Source organism: Anaerolineales bacterium (assembly GCA_037382465.1).
Lineage (GTDB): Bacteria > Chloroflexota > Anaerolineae > Anaerolineales > E44-bin32 > WVZH01.
In genome coordinates this window covers 1-16,839 of the sequence record JARRPX010000059.1, presented here as the reverse complement: position 1 = coordinate 16,839, position 16,839 = coordinate 1, and the positions used below count along the sequence as shown (strand labels likewise).

The window sequence follows — 16,839 nt, the reverse complement described above, 5'->3', positions numbered from 1 at the left end:
GCTGGATAGGCAACAGACCATAGCCCACCGGCCAACAACACCGTGAGAGCGACGACATCCAACGTGAAAACCGTATCGATGTACGCATCCATCTTTGCCTCCTTACGCAGATATCCTTCCGGTATGCATGATGACCCTCGAAACAGGCGGAACACAGATTTGATAAGATCGCCCGGTAATACGGGTATCGTTGCTCACCACAACCATTTTACGCACAGCGGTTGGCCGTCAAAATCCGACCTGCCGCGCCGACTCTTCTCAGAAACGTATAGAATCATCGTCAGGATGTGATCGTGCTGTTCGTAGTCATCCGGAGTTCCAACCCGCACCGGCGTACCGGCGGTCTGCCAACCACAAGCCCGATAGAACGGCACGACGTTCGATTCGCAAAACAAAATTCCTGCATCCACGTCGCTCTTGCGGATGAAATTCGTGGCCATCTCCAGGATCCGTTTTCCATACCCCTGCTTCCGATAAGGTGGAAATGTAAACATGTTCCCGAAGGCGTAGATTTCGTACCTCTTGCCGGCGTGAGAGAGATCCAAGCGAAATATCGAGGCGTAGCCGATCAGCGAATCCCCTTCGGCGGCGACGAAATGAACGGGGTCTTGATCGGGCGGGCAGGGCTCGGTCAGGAATTGATCTTCACCGGAGAAGACAAAGGGCCACTCCGTTTTAATGAAGGCCAGCGCTTGCCACTTGAGCGAAGCTGGTAGTTCAGTCTGCGGGTAGATTGCGAGGTCCGGCATGTAACTCCTCTGCATAGCGTAAGTATGCTGGGTCGGTAATATCCAGGTCTCATCATGCTTGACTAAATTTGAAGCTGCGAAAGTCCGCCTATATCCTACCCCATATCGTCCGGAATATTGTGCAAGAAGCGGACAGCCCGAGATTCCACTGCGTTACCTTACGAAAATCAACTTCTTATATCTGAGGTTCTCGTAAATATCGACCGAGATACTACCGTGTATCTTTGCCTCGGCTTCAAACACGCGAAATGCCTGCCTTTACAATGCGATTCGATGGGGTGACATCTACCATCGAATCCATTAAACGGGTATATTAAGCAGAATATCACCGAACGATCGCGGCATTCGAAAAGTTAGGCCGTCGTCAATCCAGTGAATAAGCGGAGACACGAATGACTGAAGCGCATTCAAACCATCCAGAAGCTGCCCGTACGAATTCCCTTCCATTTCTCGATCGTAAGCTCGACAAATACGCGCTGATACTGATTCTCCTCATCCTGGCGGCCGTCTTCAGCCGTGTCTACAACCTCGGTGAACGGGTGATGAGCCACGACGAAACGACTCACGTCTACTTCTCCTGGCTGCTTGAGGAAGGCAACGGTTACAAACACGACCCGCTTTCCCATGGACCGCTTCAGTTTCATCTGATCGCGCTTTCCTAATTCCTCTTTGGCGATAACGACACGACTGCACGCCTGCCTGCAGCCGTCTTTGGTGTCCTCGCTGTAGGATTGATATGGTTGTTCCATCGCTGGTTCGGTAAAACCGGTGCGCTCGTCACGTCCGCGATGATTTTAATTTCGCCCTTCATGCTCTACTACTCGAGATACGCGCGCAACGAAGCGCTCACCGTTCCACTCATGCTGCTCACGGTCTGGGGTATTTTCCGCTACATCGAAACCCGCCAGATGCGCTATTTCTACATCCTCGCCTTCGTGGGTGCGCTGTATTTCGCCACCAAAGAAACCGCCTTCATCTTCACCGCGCAAATACTCGTCTTCCTGGCGCTGTACTTTGCCTGGCGGGTCATCGAAAAACTGAAAGACAGACCTGCGTATCAATGGATCTTCATCAGCGGACTGGTGATCACCGTGCTTGGGGCAGGGTTAGGCTTATACAGTTATTTCTCACTGCAATTATATGAAGTCCCACCAGCCGAGGTGGAGGCAGCCGAGCAGGTACAGCCGGCGGAAGTGACTCCTGTTGAAACGGACCAGGGTTTCTTAGAAAGCTATGGGATTTTTACCGCTGCGGCCGCCGCCGTGATCGGCGTCGCGCTGATCCTCACCAGTCTGATTACCGCGTTCGGAGCAGGGCTGCGAACCGATTTTCCCGATCTCGATTTATTGGTGTTGTTCATAACCATGGTGCTGCCTCAGCTTGCCGCGATTCCTGCCACCATCTTTGGTTGGGATCCACTCAATTACGTCGATCCAGCCATATGGAAACGCACACTGATTGTAGTCATCGCCCTCACTGTGATCAGCATTGTGATCGGCTTGATCTGGAATTGGCGTAAGTGGCTCCCTGCTGCCGGGGTGTTTGCCGTTCCTTTTCTATTGCTTTATTCGACGTTTTTAACCAACGGACAGGGCATAGCCACCGGTATGGTGGGCTCATTGGGATATTGGCTGGTCCAGCAAGGAGTCGAACGCGGCAGCCAGCCGTTGTATTACTACGCCTTGATCCAGCTCCCGATCTACGAATTCCTGCCCATTCTCGTCGCACCGGTGGTGATCCTGATCGGCTTCTCGAGATGGATCAAGAGCAAGATGACGCAATCCGATGCGGAGCAAGAGCCAGGTGAACTGGAACGGCACCCTACCCTGCTGCTCTTCCTCACCTATTGGGGATTCTCTTCTCTGGTTCTCTATTCCTTCGCCGGCGAAAAAATGCCATGGATCACCGTTCACATCGCGCTGCCCTTCATTCTGCTCGCCGGCTGGGGAATCGGCGTCTTCCTGAAACGGATCGATTGGAACTGGTTCAAGGAGCATCGCGGCCTGCTGCTCACTGGCCTTTTGCTGCTCTTCGTGCTTTCCGTCCTGCGCGCTCTCGCCGTCTATTTAGGTCAGAACCCGCCCTTCAAAGGCAATGAGATCGAACAACTCAACGCCACGATGACCTTTGTGGCCGCCTTTGTCTTTGCGGCTGGAACGGCGCTGGCCATATCATTTGTGGCCCGAGGTTGGTCGAACGCCAACATCGGCAAGTTGGCCTTATTGATCGTCGTCAGCTTACTGGCGATCGTCACCGTGCGCACATCTGCCCGTGCGGCTTATGTCAATTACGACGACCCGACGGAATTCCTCGTTTACGCCCATATGGCGAGGGGCCCAAAGACCATGCTCGAGCAAATCGACGATCTGGCAGAGCGCATGGGCAACGATCCGGACTTCAAGATCGCCTACGACAATGAATCCACTTACCCCTTCTGGTGGTATCTGCGTAATTACGATCAAGCCACCTATTTCGGCAGCAGCCCCAGCCGGGATCTCATCAATTACCCCATCATCATCGCCGGAAATTCTAACTGGGCGAAACTGGAACCCGTCCTGGGAGATGCGTTCTACACCTTCGAATACACCCGCATCTGGTGGCCGAACATGGATTATTACAATTGGAAATTTGCGAACCTGGAGTCAGAGTGGCGCAATGAACGCATCGAACAAGATATCGATGCTTCGGACGCCAGCATGAGTAAATTCGAATACTTTCGCAGGCTGTGGCTGAAACTCAAACCCTATCTCTTCGATCCCGCCCACCGGCGTGCGGCGTGGGACATCTGGTTCAATCGGGATTACCGTGCCTATGGTGAATTGACCAACAAGGACTTTTCCCTGGCCAATTGGAATCCCTCCGAAAAAATCCGCCTCTACATCCGCGTCGACACAGCCGCCAAGGTATGGGACTACGGAGTCGCCGTGCCCGTCGAGGACATCCAGGCTATCGCTGCGCCTTACGAAGAGGGCATGACCGTGCTCGCACCGGATTTCACCTTCGGAGTTTCAGGTTCCCTGCCGAGTGAGTTTTCTGACCCACATGGCATCGCCCTCGCCCCGGACGGACGTCTCTACATCGCCGACACGATGAATCATCGCATCCAACAGTTCAGCCCCACAGGAGAACTGATTCGCTCCTGGGGAAGCTACGGAGACGTCGAGTTAAACAACGCCTATGAAGGAACGTTCAACAAGCCGTTCGGCGTCGGAGTGGCGCCGGATGGGACCGTCTACGTCGCCGATACCTGGAATCACCGCATCCAACACTTCACCGCAGAAGGCGAATTCCTGGAAATGTTCGGCAGCTTCGGCCAGAGCGGCGAACCGACGAAGTTCTGGGGACCGCGCGACGTCGCTATCGATTCCCAATTCCGCATATTCGTTTCCGATACGGGGAACAAACGCGTGGTAGTTTTCGACCGCCAGGGTGATTTCATCACCGAATTCGGTTCATTCGGTCTCGACCTGGGCTACCTGGATGAACCGGTGGGAATCGCCGTAGAAGATGACGGAACTGTTTTCGTTGCCGACACATGGAATCAAAGAGTGCAGGTTTTCGAGGAACTCGGCGAGGGATTCTTCCAGGCGGTGAGAGAATGGCCGATCGCAGGTTGGTACGGCCAATCGCTGGAGAATAAACCTTACATCGCCGTCGGTCCGCAATCGGTGAGCTGCGTCACGGATCCGGAAAGTGCCCGCGTGCTCTGCTTTGATGTCGAAGGGAATTTCCTGACCGGTTGGGAATCGTCGATCGATCAGGGAATCTTGTTCGGCAATCTGGCCGGCATCACCTTCGACACCGACTGCGGCCTATGGGTGTCCGACAGCACCAACGATCAAATTATGCACTTTTCGCCAGATGTCTGTCAGGATTAAGTTCGTTGATCAGCGCCAGACCGACTACGATACAAGCGAGTCCGCCCAGAATCCCTGTTGTGATGTGTTCTCCCAGAAAGAGTACGCCGCCGATGGCCACGATGATCGGGATCACGTACGCCGTCATGGATGCCGCCGTGGCACTGAAATGATCGATGATGTAGTAGCCGATGAGTACGACGCCATACGTACCGCCGAACGACGAATAAACGAGCGCGACCACGCCGCCCGTGTTGACCCGGCTGAGATCCAACCCGACGGTTAACAACATCAAAGGCAATATAAAAATCGCCGAGGCGATGATTTGAATGTTGGTGACGTCGACGACGTCATATCCTCGCATGAAGCGACGGGCGTATATGATCATGCCGCTGGCAGCGATCATGGCGATAAACACCAGGATATAACCGATCGGATTTGCCTGCGTCACATCGGCAAGGCCGGTCTCGCCGCGCAGCGCCAGAACCAAAGCTCCTGAAAACGCCAGAACCACTCCAAGCGACTTCCTGCGGTTCAATGATTCTTCGGGCAGGAAGAAATGAGCCAGTAAAACCGTTATCGCCGGGCCGATGGTGATCAGCACCGAGGTGACCCCGCTCGATTGATACTGTAACGAGGTCACAACCGCAGTCATGGGTACGACCGATCCCAGAATGCCGAATGTCGCAGCGTGAATCCAGAGACGCCTGTCCTTCGGCCAGGCCCGTCCTCGGCGTCCTCCCAGGGTGTATAGAATGATCACCAGCGTCCCGGCTAAAAAGAAACGCAGCCCGACGAAATTGAGCGGATGGAATTGATCCAGGCTGTACCTCGAAAACAGCATGTTCGTTCCGAGCAGCAGCGCCTGAAGGAAAATGTAGGGAATGGATTGAACGCTCAACGGTTGTCTCTCAATCGAACGGAAATAATCCTGCAAGTTTACCGCTCGATTGGACGCGGATCAACCCCGAATCCTTTAAATCTTTGAATCTTCCCGGAGCGTTTGGCGGAATCCCCCTGAAGTCTACTCGTCCGAGATGTTGGCCTTCATCGCGCGCCCCAGCCTGAAGATTCCTTCGTTGATCATCTCCTCGGAAGCGTTCGAGAAATTCAGGCGCATGGCGTGTTCCCCGCCCTTTTCGTAGGGATAGAACGCGAAACCCGGCACGTAGGCGACTTTCGCGGCAACGGCGGTCTCCAGGAAATCCCGCGTGTTGATCGATGCCGGAGCTTGCGCCCACAGGAACAGACCGCCATGCGGCGAAGTCCATGACGCTTCCTTCGGCCAATGCTCCTCCAACGCATCGAGCATCACGTTTCGGCGGTTGCGGTAGACTTCGACCAACCGCTTGACGTGTTTCCGCAGGGTACCGCTCTGGCAAATCCGGTTCGCAACCATCTGCACGAATGTTCCCGTGTGGAGATCGGCGGCCTGTTTCGCTTCGATGAGTTTTGAGAACGCCGGTTTTGCGGCAACGGTCCAAGCCAATCGAATGCCCGGCGCCAGCGTCTTCGAGAAGGTGCTGAGGTAAATCGTTCGTTCCGGCGCGAGATGGTAGACCGGCGCAATGTCCTCACCCTCATAGCGCAGTTCGCGGTAGGGATCGTCTTCCACGATGATCAGGTCGTATTCCCGGGCGATCTCGACGAGACGTTCTCGCCGCTCCAGCGGCAACGTGGTCCCGGCCGGATTGTGAAAATTGGGCAGCACGTAGACGATCCGGGGAGAGTCACCCGATTGGAGGAGCGCAGGGATTTCATCGACGCACATGCCCTGCTCGTCGAGCGGCACGCTGATGTACCGCGCTTGATAGGACGTCCAGGCCTGCAGCGCCCCCAAATAGGTCGGGCGGCTGCAGACGATCTTGGTTCCCGGATCGATGAAGATTTTACCGATCAGTTCCAGTCCCTGCTGTGAACCGTTGACGATGAGGATGTTATCCGCTTCGATCTTGTTCATATACTGCGACATGCTGTCGGCCAGGAACTGCCGCAAGGGCATGTAGCCCTCGCTGAGGCTGTACTGCAAAGCGATTTCGCCTTCCGTCTCGAGGATATGATGGCACGCCTCATCGAATTCCTTTATGGGGAACAGCTCGGGCGCAGGTAAACCTCCGGCGAACGAGATCACATCCGGCCGCACGGTGAGTTTGAGGATTTCCCGGATGATGGATGGATTGATCCCTTTGGCTCTGGCGGCGAGATGTGATTCCCAATCGAAGGTGGATGAATCGGCTTGTCTTTTTCCCGGATCGCTCATCTAATTCTCCTGAGTTGGACAATTCCATTTTCTACCAAGCGATGCTTTTGTCAAGGAAATCAAATGTAAGGGAATCGAAAGTGTCCGTTCCGTCACAATCTGTTATCTTAAAATGGGTGACGCAAAAAACGACGATGCAGACCCGAAGTACCAGCGATTTCGATTTGAGGAAAAAAATGTCGAACACCGTATCAGATGAGGATATCCGCAATTTCATCGTCCGCAATCTTCATGAATACCCGAGTCAGATTGCCCTGATGCAAGCGGCCGTCAAACTCCTCTGGCCTCAGGAACACAGAGCCGACGGCAGCAAACGGGTCGTTCGATTGTGTTTGGAAGAATTTCACACTTTGCCAAGCTGCTGATCTTCCAATCTGATCGAGTGAAGTCACTTTTTACCTGACGTGCTTCTCAACGGTCAGAACAACGCCCTCAGCGTAAATTCAGACGGAACGCTTTTTCGGGAACGCCAGTCTTGTTTCACAAAAACCGGACGTAAAGAGATGCGGGTTCAATTCTCTAATCGTTTTACTCCCGGATTTCGACATCCCCGACGATGTCCCGTTTTATAAACGGCGCGGTAATAAACCGAAACATCAAGCGCAGCCGTGAACTGCGCCGAATCCGGACTCCGGTCTTCGAATTCTCGAGTATCCGATCCACCAGCCAGGGCGCCACCGACTCCACCCGATCGGCGATAATGTTGAATATTCCCTTTACGCGCTCCCACTCCTCGGGATGTCCGCGATAGGCATCCGTGATCAAATCCGTGATCACCATGCCGGGCCGAAGCGTGCCGATCACCAGAGGCGTACTTTTTGCCTCTTTTATCAAACCTCGGGTGAAATAGGAAACGGCGCGTTTCGTCATGCCGTAGAGAACCATGCCAGCTCGAATACCACCGTCGCTGCCCATACCCTCCATGTTGTAAATCGCGCCGAAGCCTTGATCCAACATGCCATTAAGCGCAACCTGAGAACCATGAACCACCCCCAGTATGTTCGTTCTCACGACTTGCTCTGCTTCCTGCGGGGAATTCTCCCAAGCCGCCTTGGGCGATCCGTTGACACCGGCGTTGTTGATCCAGATATCGATGTGGCCCATGTCTTCTCGAGAATTCCACCAAAGCGCCTGCACCTGAGTCGCATCGCACACGTCGCACGCATATCCGTAGGCTGTGCCGGCTGTTTCCTCCTCCCGCAGCTGTCCCAATGCACGCTGCACGCTGTCTTGCTCCCTACCGCTGATCGCCACGGAACAACCTCGCTCGAGAAAGGCGGATGCCATCCCGAAGCCAATTCCGCGCGTGCTCCCCGTTATCACGACATTTTTCATCGTTCCTCCCTCCATCCTGTCCGCCGTGTAATTCGATACGCTCGGTGGACTCATTGACGGCCCACTTTCAATTATATAATTTTCATGGCATCGATAAAGCTGCTGACAATCGACGCCGACGTATCGCTTCTATCCTGGAGCAACCTGTTACAGCGGAGGTGCTGTTGTCTCGAGGGGGAATTATGCTACCCTTAGTCGTGATTTGGAGAATTTTCAAAGAGATCGGATGCTGCACTTGTAAGCCTTCGTATTGAGGTCTTGCCAGCATAGGAGGCACGATGCGCATATTTCCATGTTCTTGGAAGCTGACGATAGGACTGCCGGTCATTATCATTGTCGTCGCTTTATCGGGATGCAATCGTTCTTCAGATACCCTCACACCTGCCGTGCAAGAGATCGGGGCCTCGACGGGCGCGGAGGAATTAGGCGGTGAACCCATGGTTGAAGAGGACGCCGAGGCGCTTCCCGAGCCGGCGGCTCCGCCGCTTGCGGCATTCCCAATGCGCATCCAGTTTACCACCGAAGATGGCCAGGAATTGGTGGGACACTATTTCGCAGCGGCCGGTAATCCTGCACCGACGGTGATCCTCATGCATTGGTATCCCGGCGATCAGCGGGACTGGCTGGCGATCGCACCCTGGCTGCAAAACCGCCAGGAGGAACTCGCCGAAAGCGAAGGCTGGGAAATGGCCATAGGCATCGATTGTGACGCACAGCAAGCAGGGCCGTGGCTCGACCCGACCTGGTTCCCGCCCATGCCGGATGATGTTTCCTTCAACGTCTTCATCTTCGACTTCCGCGGCCACTGCGAGAGCCATCTGACCGTGGGCGATCAAGCCGATAACACACTCGACGCCAAAGCCGCGTTCGCTGAAGTGAGTCTGATGGAAACCAGCGATCCAAACCGCATCGTCGCCATTGGCGCCAGCATCGGCGCAGATGGCGCCCCGGATGGCTGCCTGCTCCACAACCAGAGCAGCGAAACCTGTCTTGGTGCTTTCTCCCTTTCTCCTGGCAGCTATCTGGGCATGGAGTATGCAGAAGTCGTTCGAGACCTGAGCGGTGCGGATGTGCCCCCTGCGGTGCCGGTCTGGTGTCTTGCAAGTGAAGGGGACGTTCCGTCCCTTCAGGCATGTGAATCCGCTTCCGGGGACCTGTACCAGAAGTTCCTCTACTCCGGCAGCGACCACGGTATGATGCTGATTGCGCCCGGTACGGATCCCAACCCGCTGGTCCTGATACAGGATTTCCTTCAAGAGACCCTGGGCGGCAGTATCAATTGAACCTCAAGAACCGGTGAAGCATAAACGGGGCTCCTGATCAAAACGATCGTGCAGCCCCGTCGTCGTTTAAACGTCGTTGCTCTCCCCTCCCCGTCTTCCGGAGCGCTTGCCGAGACAGGTATTACGCGGAGTCGTCCCGAGAGAGATCGAGATCGATGACGAGGTGGCGCAGCGCATAGGCCACCTTCACCAATTTCGCAGTATCTACGAGTTCCGGCACGTCTTTCGGTGTATGGGAGACCTGCGCCAATCCTTTCATTCCCTGCGCCGAGGTAAGCGCCAGCGCAGGGACGTTGTTCAAGGCAAAGATCATGTGATCGCCGGAATACCAGACGCCGCCCTCCGCCAATTCCTTGTGTGCGGAGAAGGTCTTCCGTACTTGCTCCTCGATTTCAGAGGGACATTCATAAAAGGAGTACTCGGTTTTCCGCTTGCGGAAACCGACGCCGTCCATGTTGATGTTGAGCAGGATTTCATCCAGCGAAGCTCGATTTTGCTCGAGGTACAGCACCTCTCCCGGCGCCGAATAGTAATCCTCGCCGTTGATGGCAACGAATTCCAATGAGTCACGACCGCGCCAGTCTCCGAGCAGCTCGGCCGTCAGCAGCAGGATGGCGACGCCCGATGCATTGTCCAATGCACCTGGCGTGTTCACCTTGCTGTCGATGTGTGCGGTGAACACGATGCGCCTTTCCCCAAGCCAGGAAGTGCGGGCAACGACGTTGCAGCCGCTGGAGGGAATACGCGAGGAACTCACGTCCAGCGAGGCGGTTTTCCCGGCACAATTACGCAGCCGATCGCCTTCCTGCGCCGTGGTATAAACGGAAGGAATGTGAAAATCACCGTCCTCGATCAACGGAAATGGCGACACACCCCCAGCAACGAGGGGATCCTCCTTGGTGGATGCAATAATCGCCGCCGGCGACTTGACTTCCAGCAGTTGAATGATGTACTTGTGCTCCGCTGGATTGTAGAAAGGAAAGAGTTTGGGCATGAGTTGTTCTTTGGCAATTTCGCCTCGCAGGAGGACGATCCGGCCTGCGATTTCGGCCGCTTCGAGCTCATCGACGCTGGAAACAACCACGAGGGGTGCGCTGACGAGGCACCCCAGGGAATAGGGACTCACGTGCGCTTCGAAGGACTGCCCCTCGACGCTTAACTGCGCACCGTCATCGCGCCAGTCGATGCAGTCGAACTGCGGATATTCGATCTCGTAGCCCATCGAAGCCATCAATCCGCCGAAATAATCCGTCGCCTGCCGATTTCCGGCGCTGCCGACCTGCCGGTTGGGAATGTCCACGCACAGCCGGCGGAGATAGCTCGCAGCTTTCTTACTCAATTCCTTGGTCGACACAAAACCTCCCTGTTCTCGCGACTTCATCGACTGCAACTCCGGCGTTCAAAATAAACGATCATTTCGATGAGATCGACCCTAGATTGTACTCGATGTCGCTCGAATGTCGCGCACCTTCTATCCGGGTCTGCAGACCGATCTTCAGGGTTGCAGAGATTCAGTATAATATGCCCCGAGCCTATCAAATGCGGCACTGTTCGCAACTTGCAGCTTTCATCAATCGAAAACGCATGCGCAGCTCGATGTAGAACGATCTCCAAATCCCTGGAACCTTTTCGACACGGACGGCGTCATTTGTGATAGAAATCACGATTACGAATGAAATTCGGAGAATGTGAACATGAAAACCAAACGCAATGCCTCATGGATGATCACCGTCTCCTTGCTGCTGGCATCAGGCTGTCAACGAACCCCTACGGAAGCGGTAACCGAAGCGCAGAATGCAGGACTGCCCAACCCGGCTTCGGTGTTCTGCGAAGACCAGGGCGGCACGCTCGAGATACGCACGGATGCGGACGGCGGTCAATACGGTATCTGTATATTCGACGACGGCAGCGAGTGCGATGAATGGGCCTATTTCCGCGGTGAATGCCAGCCCGGAGATTCTCTGGAGACTCTACCCGCCGATGAAGGTGCCGGAGCCAAATCCGAGGCCGACGATGTCGTTGTCGCCCGGCAGGCGATCGTCGAATATCTCGTCCAGCACTACGACATCGAAATATCCGGCGAATGGCAAAACTTCGAAAGTGGCCCGGACGATTCGCCGACCAGACGGTTCGTTTCCGATTCCTGGATGATTGCATTGACGCCAGTAGAGAACGCCGTAGAACCGCCGACATACGAGGTCGAAATCGGTAATATTACTGGTTTCAATTGGCAAGGGACCATCGACGCTAATGGGGAAATCCAGGAAATTGCTTACATTCCCCCGGCGACAATCCTTTCGGCCGACGAAGCCCGGGACGCTGTTGTTGTTTTCTTGGTCGAAAACTACAACTTGACGGCGCCGGGGGTTTGGGCAGTGGAAAGGCCGGAACCGAAGGAACCTGGCATCGTGTTCGTGATATTTACGGCTGATGCCTGGACCGTCGAGGTCAGCTTTATGCCCGCTGCACCGATCGTTTCCAAATACAATTTGGTCATCGACAACACGAGTGCGTCACTGCATTGGGAAGGCGAGATCACGTCGCGAGGCGAGATCACCGAAATACAGGCTACGCAGTATTAATCACGCGGAAGCTATCTGCTCTTCCAGGTCATCTAGCTATCCATCGGTCTTGGTGGATAGCTTTTTGCATTTGATCCGCCATGCCACGCAGCCAAAAAGCGCCACACCCAGCACACTGCAGGCGAAATCCAGTACGTCGGCGCTGCGGGTGACCAGCAGGCTTTGCGATATTTCTTCGATCCCGATGGCGACGACAAGCAGACTGCAGGCCAGAAGCGGCGTTTTCCAGCGTTTTTGAGACTTGCCGAAAGGTAAGGCGATCACGAGCAGGAAAGCGAGGACGCCGTACAGGACGAAATGCCCCACTTTGTCCCCATCCGGAAAGGCGTAAATCGCGGCCAGGAAACCGGGAAGCCGACCCAGATCGGCAAGCACAATCGCAGGCACGATGACGATAGTGAAGAAGAGCAGGAGTAGAATTTTCATGCGGTTGCGCAGTGGCCAACCTCCAGCCATCGCCTTCGATTTTCGTCTCAAGCGATGATCGAAATCACGTTCGAGATACCGTCCGCTAATTGCCGATCGCCGGAAAACGTCACGCTGTCCTCCGCCGCTTTCCAGTCCATGCCGCGGGTGAAAAGGCGCCAGGCGACATCTTCATCGATGCGTACGGCAGCATCCGGACGATCGGCCCTTCCCGCATACAACCGCCAGGATTCTGCTTCTCGCCGGATCGACCAGCTACCGCCCGAATCGCCCTCGATCGTCAGCGAAAGCGTAATTCCATCCTCGGCGTCAACGCTTCGATATGCATGCGGCAATCCCCACACGAAAGTCCCCAGCACCGGCGCGAAGTATTTCGGTTCCTTGAGACCTGGCCGATCCACCGCATCACGAATGTGCTGCTGATGATGCCAACGCTCCGTATACTCGCGCGCCAGATCCAGCCAAACCGGCGCCGGATCGGGCCCCGCCCACGAAACCGGTCCGCCGATCAGATGCGGATTCAGGAGCTGAAAATGACCGCAAACTTGTTCTCCGACGAAACGCAGCGTCTCGACCAACAAGCGCGTGCTCATGCGCCGCGTGACCCGCACCCAATCCTGATTCCAGGTGTCGATGAATTCGACAAGTTCTCGGCAATCACGAATTTCCTGCGTGGCAACGTAGCCATCGCGCCGCACAGAAAGATTTCCCACTTCCACGCCCAGTAAATGTAGCGCCACGTCCTTGACGTTCCAACCTGCGCAGGCCGTGGGGCGCTGCCATTCCTCTCGACTCATGCCGGACAGCAGCGCAAGCAGGCAATCGAGGATCTCCGGGAAAAGATCGGCCACGAGGATCGTTTCGGGTGATTGAAGCACGCCTTTCCTCCCCATCAAATCCATCATTGATATGAGAGATCTGATACGATAGCAGACTTTGAATCAACTTCCATCTCGTTTAGAATAAGTCCTGTCGCATCGAAGTGTATTTCTATCACATTTCCGGGTATCCATGAATACATGCAACGGAGTTATCGATGACGAACCGCACATCCATCCGCATCCACGGTGTATCCAAGAACTTCGACGACGTTCAAGCGTTGAAAAGCATATCACTCTCCATCAAAGGCGGCCAGATATTTGGCCTGCTTGGGCCCAACGGCGCCGGGAAAACCACGCTCATCCGTCTGCTGATTGGCGCAACGAAACCCAGCATGGGAGAGATATCCGTATTGGGTTTGGATCCCATAAAACAGAAAGACGCCCTGCGCCAGAAAATCGGCTACATGCCACAGGACCCGGCCCTGTATGAAGATCTTTCGGCGAGAGACAACATCCGCTTCTTCGGCCGCGCCCATCAAGGCAGCGATCTATCCCAACATGTCGAGCAAGTCCTTAAGTTCGTCGGATTAGAGCAGCGCGCCGACGACTCCATCTACCAATTTTCCGGCGGGATGAAACAGCGCGTTTCGCTGGCCTGCGCCCTGGTCCACCGACCCCAGATGCTCTTCCTGGACGAGCCGACGTCGGGCATCGATCCTCAATTGCGCGCTGCCTTCTGGCAGCATTTCCGTGAACTGACGGCCAACGATGTGACCATCATCGTCAGCACACACCAGATGGACGAGGCGTTGTACTGCGATAACCTGGCCATTTTGCATCGAGGGACCTTGCTCGCCGACGATACGCCGCGCAAGCTGCTCTGGAAAAACCGGGCGAAGATCAAGATCTGGCGCGGATCGAAGGTGAGCGAAAGAACGGTGGAGAACTATCCCGAGGCGCTGCCGGAACTACTCCAGCGAGACGGGCTCGATCCCCAGGTTCGCCGCATCGAAATCGAAGAAGAATCCCTAGAGACGGTCATCCTGCGCATGATCGACGAACAACATTCAAAGGAGCCCGAAGATGAAACCCGCCATTAGCCGCTTGGTCGCCATTGCAAGCCGGGTCTTGAAGCAGCTGCGCCACGACCATCGCTTCGTGGCGATTTCGATCCTTTTCCCGCTGGCGATCATCTATTTCATCAAGGTCGTCATCGACGCGCTGGCTTCCCCATTCTTCGACGTCACCGTCTACGCCATTCCCTATGCGGCGTTCATCGTGCATTTCATCACCTTCGTGCTCACGGCCATCGTGCTGGTGCGTGAACGGACGGCCGGCACGCTGGCGCGTATGTTTGTAAGCGGTTACAGAGAATTCGAGATCATCGGGGGCTACCTACTGGCGTATACCGTGTTGGCCACGGCGCAAAGCCTGATGGTGCTTTTCGAACTCAATTTGCTCTTCGACCTCGGTTATACCTTCGGGACGATGGCGCAGATGTACGTGGTGATGTGGCTTCTTTCCGTCCTCAGCATGGCCATCGGCATGCTCGTGTCGAATTTTGCCCGCAACGAAGGCCAGGTCTTCCCCTTCATCCCCCTGGTGGTACTCTCCGTGATCCTATCCGGAATCATCTTACCGATCGATCAGCTTCCGAAATGGTCGCAGGTCTTGAGTTATTTGACCCCGTTGTACTACGCCAACGAGGTGCTGCAAAAATTGATCAAAGGACAGACGCTGGCAGACAATTTACTCCTCCTGCTGCGCCTGCCTGCGTACGGACTGTTGGCCCTGATCTTGGTGACACTCACGTTGCGCGAGAAGGATTGAGATCCAAACCGGCGAATCGATCACACTTCCGTGTTCATCCCCTACCCGTGTGTCTCATCACCAGATCGGCGACTTCTTGCCACACCTCGCAGCGATCGAAACGAAACGAGTCCAAATAACCCAGCAGCGATTCGAAAGGAATATCTGCAAAGATGCCGGGATATCGCTCCTTCTGGATCAACATCTTGTTGGCCAACAATCGAAAAGCGAGTTTGTGTTTTGTCATCGGCAGGACTTCGTAATCGTAGGCCATCAACGCTTCATCGGCGCGTTCAAAACGTGCAGGAAATTCCTTCCAGAAACTCCATCCCTCGCTGGCTCGTTCGGAAAAACGCATCCATTCGGAATCGGCCGTCGGATGGACGGTTCCCATACTCCGGGCGTCTTTGTAAGCCCAAATCGACCAGGAGATCCCCCTCGCCTCGAATATATCCAAGACATCTGCGAGCATGCTTTCGAAATGCGCTCGCTGTGGATGACCAAAGCGTGCGCCCGTCTCCCCACACCAGAGAGGACGCTCGAACCGCTCTACGATTTCTTCCAGCGGTACACTGCGCAGCAGTTCCTCTTCCACCCGCTCCTTCTGGGTCGCTTTTCCTGAGAAGTCTTGATGGAAAAATGGGTAAAAATGAAAACTCAACGCCACGTTCGGATCTTCGAACGGATCTAACACTTCGAAGCGCGTGGCGTAGAAATCACCTTCGACGAAAAGCATGTGATTCCTATCGACGCCGCGAATCTCTCGGATCAAATCCAGGTAGAAACGATTCAGCAGCTTCTTGTTCGGGATCATTAACACGGGTTCGTTGAGCAGATCGTAGGCGCCGACCCAGGGATTGGCGGCGTAGCGCGCAGCGATGTGTTTCCACAGCGCGATCGTCCGTTTACGGAAATCGGCGTGTTCCCAAAGCAAGCTTTCACCAAGGGCGTTATCCGAATGCCAGTCCGGGTTTTGGCCGCCCGGCGCGGCATGCAGATCCAGGATGGCGAAAATTCCGAATTTTTCACACAGCGTGAGTATACGATCGATTTCCGCGAAACCGCCCTCATCGTAGACATATGGATTCTGGTCGTCTTCGAAGAGGTGGTAGTTGAAGGAAAGGCGCAGCGAGTTGACGCCCAGGCGCTGCAGGAACTCGAAATCAGCTTCGTCGATCATCACCCGATAGTAAGCGTCCCAAAATTGCTGCGCCTTCTCTTCCCCGTAGGCGCCGATGATGGCCGAACGGATCTGCTGGTCCGTTCCGGGCAGGCCCAACATGAAATGCTCCAGGTTGAGCAGCGGACCCAGGCCGTAACCGCGTAGGACAATCTTATCTTCTTCGAAGTAAAACTCGCGCTCTCGTACTTGGAGGAATTCTTGGTTCATTGCCAGTTCCCTTTCATCTACTCGATTCCTATTGCAAATGAAATCGCGAAAGACCGAAAACGCATCTCACGCGCGGCAATCTTCGATGGATGCCAACAGAGATATTCCGATGCATCGAATCAGAACTAATCAAAGCTATCAGGACGAACAGAAAAAGTCAATAATAAAGAGACAGCTTGTTCTATCGGTCGTGGTGGATCGCCTGGGATTCCTTTCGGAATGCACCTGTATTCTGATATGTTGCAGCCTCTGCAGTCGTTCATCCAGGGATCGAAGCCGATCTATCCCTACCCCGCTCGTCCGGGCTCTAGAAAGACTTACTCATGG

Annotated in this window: 15 protein-coding genes and 1 pseudogene; 8 read left to right on the top strand and 8 right to left on the bottom strand. The window is 54.9% G+C overall.

All coding sequences use genetic code 11. The annotated features are described in order from the left end of the window. Nucleotides 1-194: 194 nt before the first annotated feature. Nucleotides 195-749: a GNAT family N-acetyltransferase gene (locus P8Z34_13560; protein MEJ2551703.1), complete on the bottom strand. Its 555-nt coding sequence runs from the start codon at nt 747-749 to the stop codon at nt 195-197. A gap of 392 nt (nt 750-1,141) precedes the next feature. Between P8Z34_13560 and P8Z34_13555 the strand changes: the two genes are divergently transcribed. The 3 genes and pseudogenes from P8Z34_13555 (at nt 1,142) to P8Z34_13545 (ending at nt 4,627) form a co-directional block, all read left to right on the top strand. Next, nucleotides 1,142-1,411, top strand: coding sequence for a hypothetical protein (locus P8Z34_13555; protein MEJ2551702.1), 270 nt, complete (start codon nt 1,142-1,144; stop codon nt 1,409-1,411). A 15-nt stretch (nt 1,412-1,426) separates the two neighbouring features. Further along, nucleotides 1,427-1,825, top strand: a pseudogene (locus P8Z34_13550) (glycosyltransferase family 39 protein). 1,896 nt (nt 1,826-3,721) lie between these two features. Beyond that, the gene (locus P8Z34_13545) at nt 3,722-4,627 is read left to right on the top strand and encodes an NHL repeat-containing protein (GenBank protein ID MEJ2551701.1); all 906 of its coding nucleotides are present in this window, start codon (nt 3,722-3,724) and stop codon (nt 4,625-4,627) included. Here the strand turns inward: P8Z34_13545 and P8Z34_13540 are convergent. Beyond that, complete coding sequence (locus tag P8Z34_13540; GenBank protein MEJ2551700.1) at nt 4,593-5,507, bottom strand: DMT family transporter; 915 nt, start codon at nt 5,505-5,507, stop codon at nt 4,593-4,595. The genes P8Z34_13545 and P8Z34_13540 overlap by 35 nt on opposite strands. A gap of 123 nt (nt 5,508-5,630) precedes the next feature. Beyond that, nucleotides 5,631-6,866 carry a PLP-dependent aminotransferase family protein gene (locus P8Z34_13535; protein MEJ2551699.1) on the bottom strand — a complete coding sequence of 412 codons (1,236 nt, stop codon included), beginning with the start codon at nt 6,864-6,866 and terminating at the stop codon, nt 5,631-5,633. 176 nt (nt 6,867-7,042) lie between these two features. On the opposite strand from P8Z34_13535, the gene P8Z34_13530 reads away from it, so the two are divergent. Beyond that, complete coding sequence (locus P8Z34_13530; GenBank protein ID MEJ2551698.1) at nt 7,043-7,231, top strand: hypothetical protein; 189 nt, start codon at nt 7,043-7,045, stop codon at nt 7,229-7,231. 163 nt (nt 7,232-7,394) lie between these two features. On the opposite strand, the gene P8Z34_13525 is transcribed toward P8Z34_13530, so the two are convergent. Next, a complete protein-coding gene (locus P8Z34_13525; protein ID MEJ2551697.1) occupies nt 7,395-8,201 on the bottom strand; it encodes an SDR family NAD(P)-dependent oxidoreductase in 807 nt (268 codons plus the stop codon). A gap of 278 nt (nt 8,202-8,479) precedes the next feature. Here P8Z34_13525 and P8Z34_13520 point away from each other — a divergent pair, with 278 nt between their 5' ends. Next, a complete protein-coding gene (locus P8Z34_13520) occupies nt 8,480-9,484 on the top strand; it encodes a hypothetical protein (GenBank protein ID MEJ2551696.1) in 1,005 nt (334 codons plus the stop codon). A 121-nt stretch (nt 9,485-9,605) separates the two neighbouring features. On the opposite strand, the gene P8Z34_13515 is transcribed toward P8Z34_13520, so the two are convergent. Further along, nucleotides 9,606-10,865 carry a M28 family peptidase gene (locus P8Z34_13515; protein MEJ2551695.1) on the bottom strand — a complete coding sequence of 420 codons (1,260 nt, stop codon included), beginning with the start codon at nt 10,863-10,865 and terminating at the stop codon, nt 9,606-9,608. A 313-nt stretch (nt 10,866-11,178) separates the two neighbouring features. Between P8Z34_13515 and P8Z34_13510 the strand changes: the two genes are divergently transcribed. After that, entirely contained in the window at nt 11,179-12,066 is an 888-nt protein-coding gene (locus P8Z34_13510) for a DUF333 domain-containing protein (protein ID MEJ2551694.1), read from the top strand. A 36-nt stretch (nt 12,067-12,102) separates the two neighbouring features. On the opposite strand, the gene P8Z34_13505 is transcribed toward P8Z34_13510, so the two are convergent. After that, nucleotides 12,103-12,543, bottom strand: coding sequence for a VanZ family protein (locus P8Z34_13505; protein ID MEJ2551693.1), 441 nt, complete (start codon nt 12,541-12,543; stop codon nt 12,103-12,105). Next, entirely contained in the window at nt 12,540-13,370 is an 831-nt protein-coding gene (locus tag P8Z34_13500) for a maleylpyruvate isomerase family mycothiol-dependent enzyme (protein ID MEJ2551692.1), read from the bottom strand. Before P8Z34_13500 ends, P8Z34_13505 begins: the two co-directional genes overlap by 4 nt. A gap of 158 nt (nt 13,371-13,528) precedes the next feature. On the opposite strand from P8Z34_13500, the gene P8Z34_13495 reads away from it, so the two are divergent. Together P8Z34_13495 and P8Z34_13490 are read left to right on the top strand one after the other, a co-directional pair. Next, on the top strand, nt 13,529-14,413 hold the full coding sequence (locus tag P8Z34_13495; protein MEJ2551691.1) for an ABC transporter ATP-binding protein: 885 nt from the start codon (nt 13,529-13,531) through the stop codon (nt 14,411-14,413). Next, nucleotides 14,397-15,143 carry an ABC transporter permease gene (locus tag P8Z34_13490; protein ID MEJ2551690.1) on the top strand — a complete coding sequence of 249 codons (747 nt, stop codon included), beginning with the start codon at nt 14,397-14,399 and terminating at the stop codon, nt 15,141-15,143. The genes P8Z34_13495 and P8Z34_13490 overlap by 17 nt, the downstream gene beginning before the upstream one ends. Nucleotides 15,144-15,177: 34 nt before the next feature. On the opposite strand, the gene P8Z34_13485 is transcribed toward P8Z34_13490, so the two are convergent. Continuing rightward, nucleotides 15,178-16,512 (bottom strand): cellulase family glycosylhydrolase, encoded by a 1,335-nt coding sequence (locus P8Z34_13485; GenBank protein ID MEJ2551689.1) that lies wholly within the window; start codon nt 16,510-16,512, stop codon nt 15,178-15,180. Nucleotides 16,513-16,839 lie beyond the last annotated feature (327 nt).

Excerpts from the sequence above, each read along its gene's own strand:
- P8Z34_13520 (MEJ2551696.1), top strand. The coding sequence starts at position 8,480 with ATGCGCATATTTCCATGTTCTTGGAAGCTGACGATAGGACTGCCGGTC.
- P8Z34_13510 (MEJ2551694.1), top strand. The coding sequence starts at position 11,179 with ATGAAAACCAAACGCAATGCCTCATGGATGATCACCGTCTCCTTGCTG.
- P8Z34_13495 (MEJ2551691.1), top strand. The coding sequence starts at position 13,529 with ATGACGAACCGCACATCCATCCGCATCCACGGTGTATCCAAGAACTTC.
- P8Z34_13525 (MEJ2551697.1), bottom strand. The coding sequence starts at position 8,201 with ATGAAAAATGTCGTGATAACGGGGAGCACGCGCGGAATTGGCTTCGGG.
- P8Z34_13485 (MEJ2551689.1), bottom strand. The coding sequence starts at position 16,512 with ATGAACCAAGAATTCCTCCAAGTACGAGAGCGCGAGTTTTACTTCGAA.
- P8Z34_13545 (MEJ2551701.1), top strand. The coding sequence starts at position 3,722 with ATGACCGTGCTCGCACCGGATTTCACCTTCGGAGTTTCAGGTTCCCTG.
- P8Z34_13490 (MEJ2551690.1), top strand. The coding sequence starts at position 14,397 with ATGAAACCCGCCATTAGCCGCTTGGTCGCCATTGCAAGCCGGGTCTTG.
- P8Z34_13555 (MEJ2551702.1), top strand. The coding sequence starts at position 1,142 with ATGACTGAAGCGCATTCAAACCATCCAGAAGCTGCCCGTACGAATTCC.
- P8Z34_13530 (MEJ2551698.1), top strand. The coding sequence starts at position 7,043 with ATGTCGAACACCGTATCAGATGAGGATATCCGCAATTTCATCGTCCGC.
- P8Z34_13560 (MEJ2551703.1), bottom strand. The coding sequence starts at position 749 with ATGCCGGACCTCGCAATCTACCCGCAGACTGAACTACCAGCTTCGCTC.
- P8Z34_13515 (MEJ2551695.1), bottom strand. The coding sequence starts at position 10,865 with ATGAAGTCGCGAGAACAGGGAGGTTTTGTGTCGACCAAGGAATTGAGT.
- P8Z34_13535 (MEJ2551699.1), bottom strand. The coding sequence starts at position 6,866 with ATGAGCGATCCGGGAAAAAGACAAGCCGATTCATCCACCTTCGATTGG.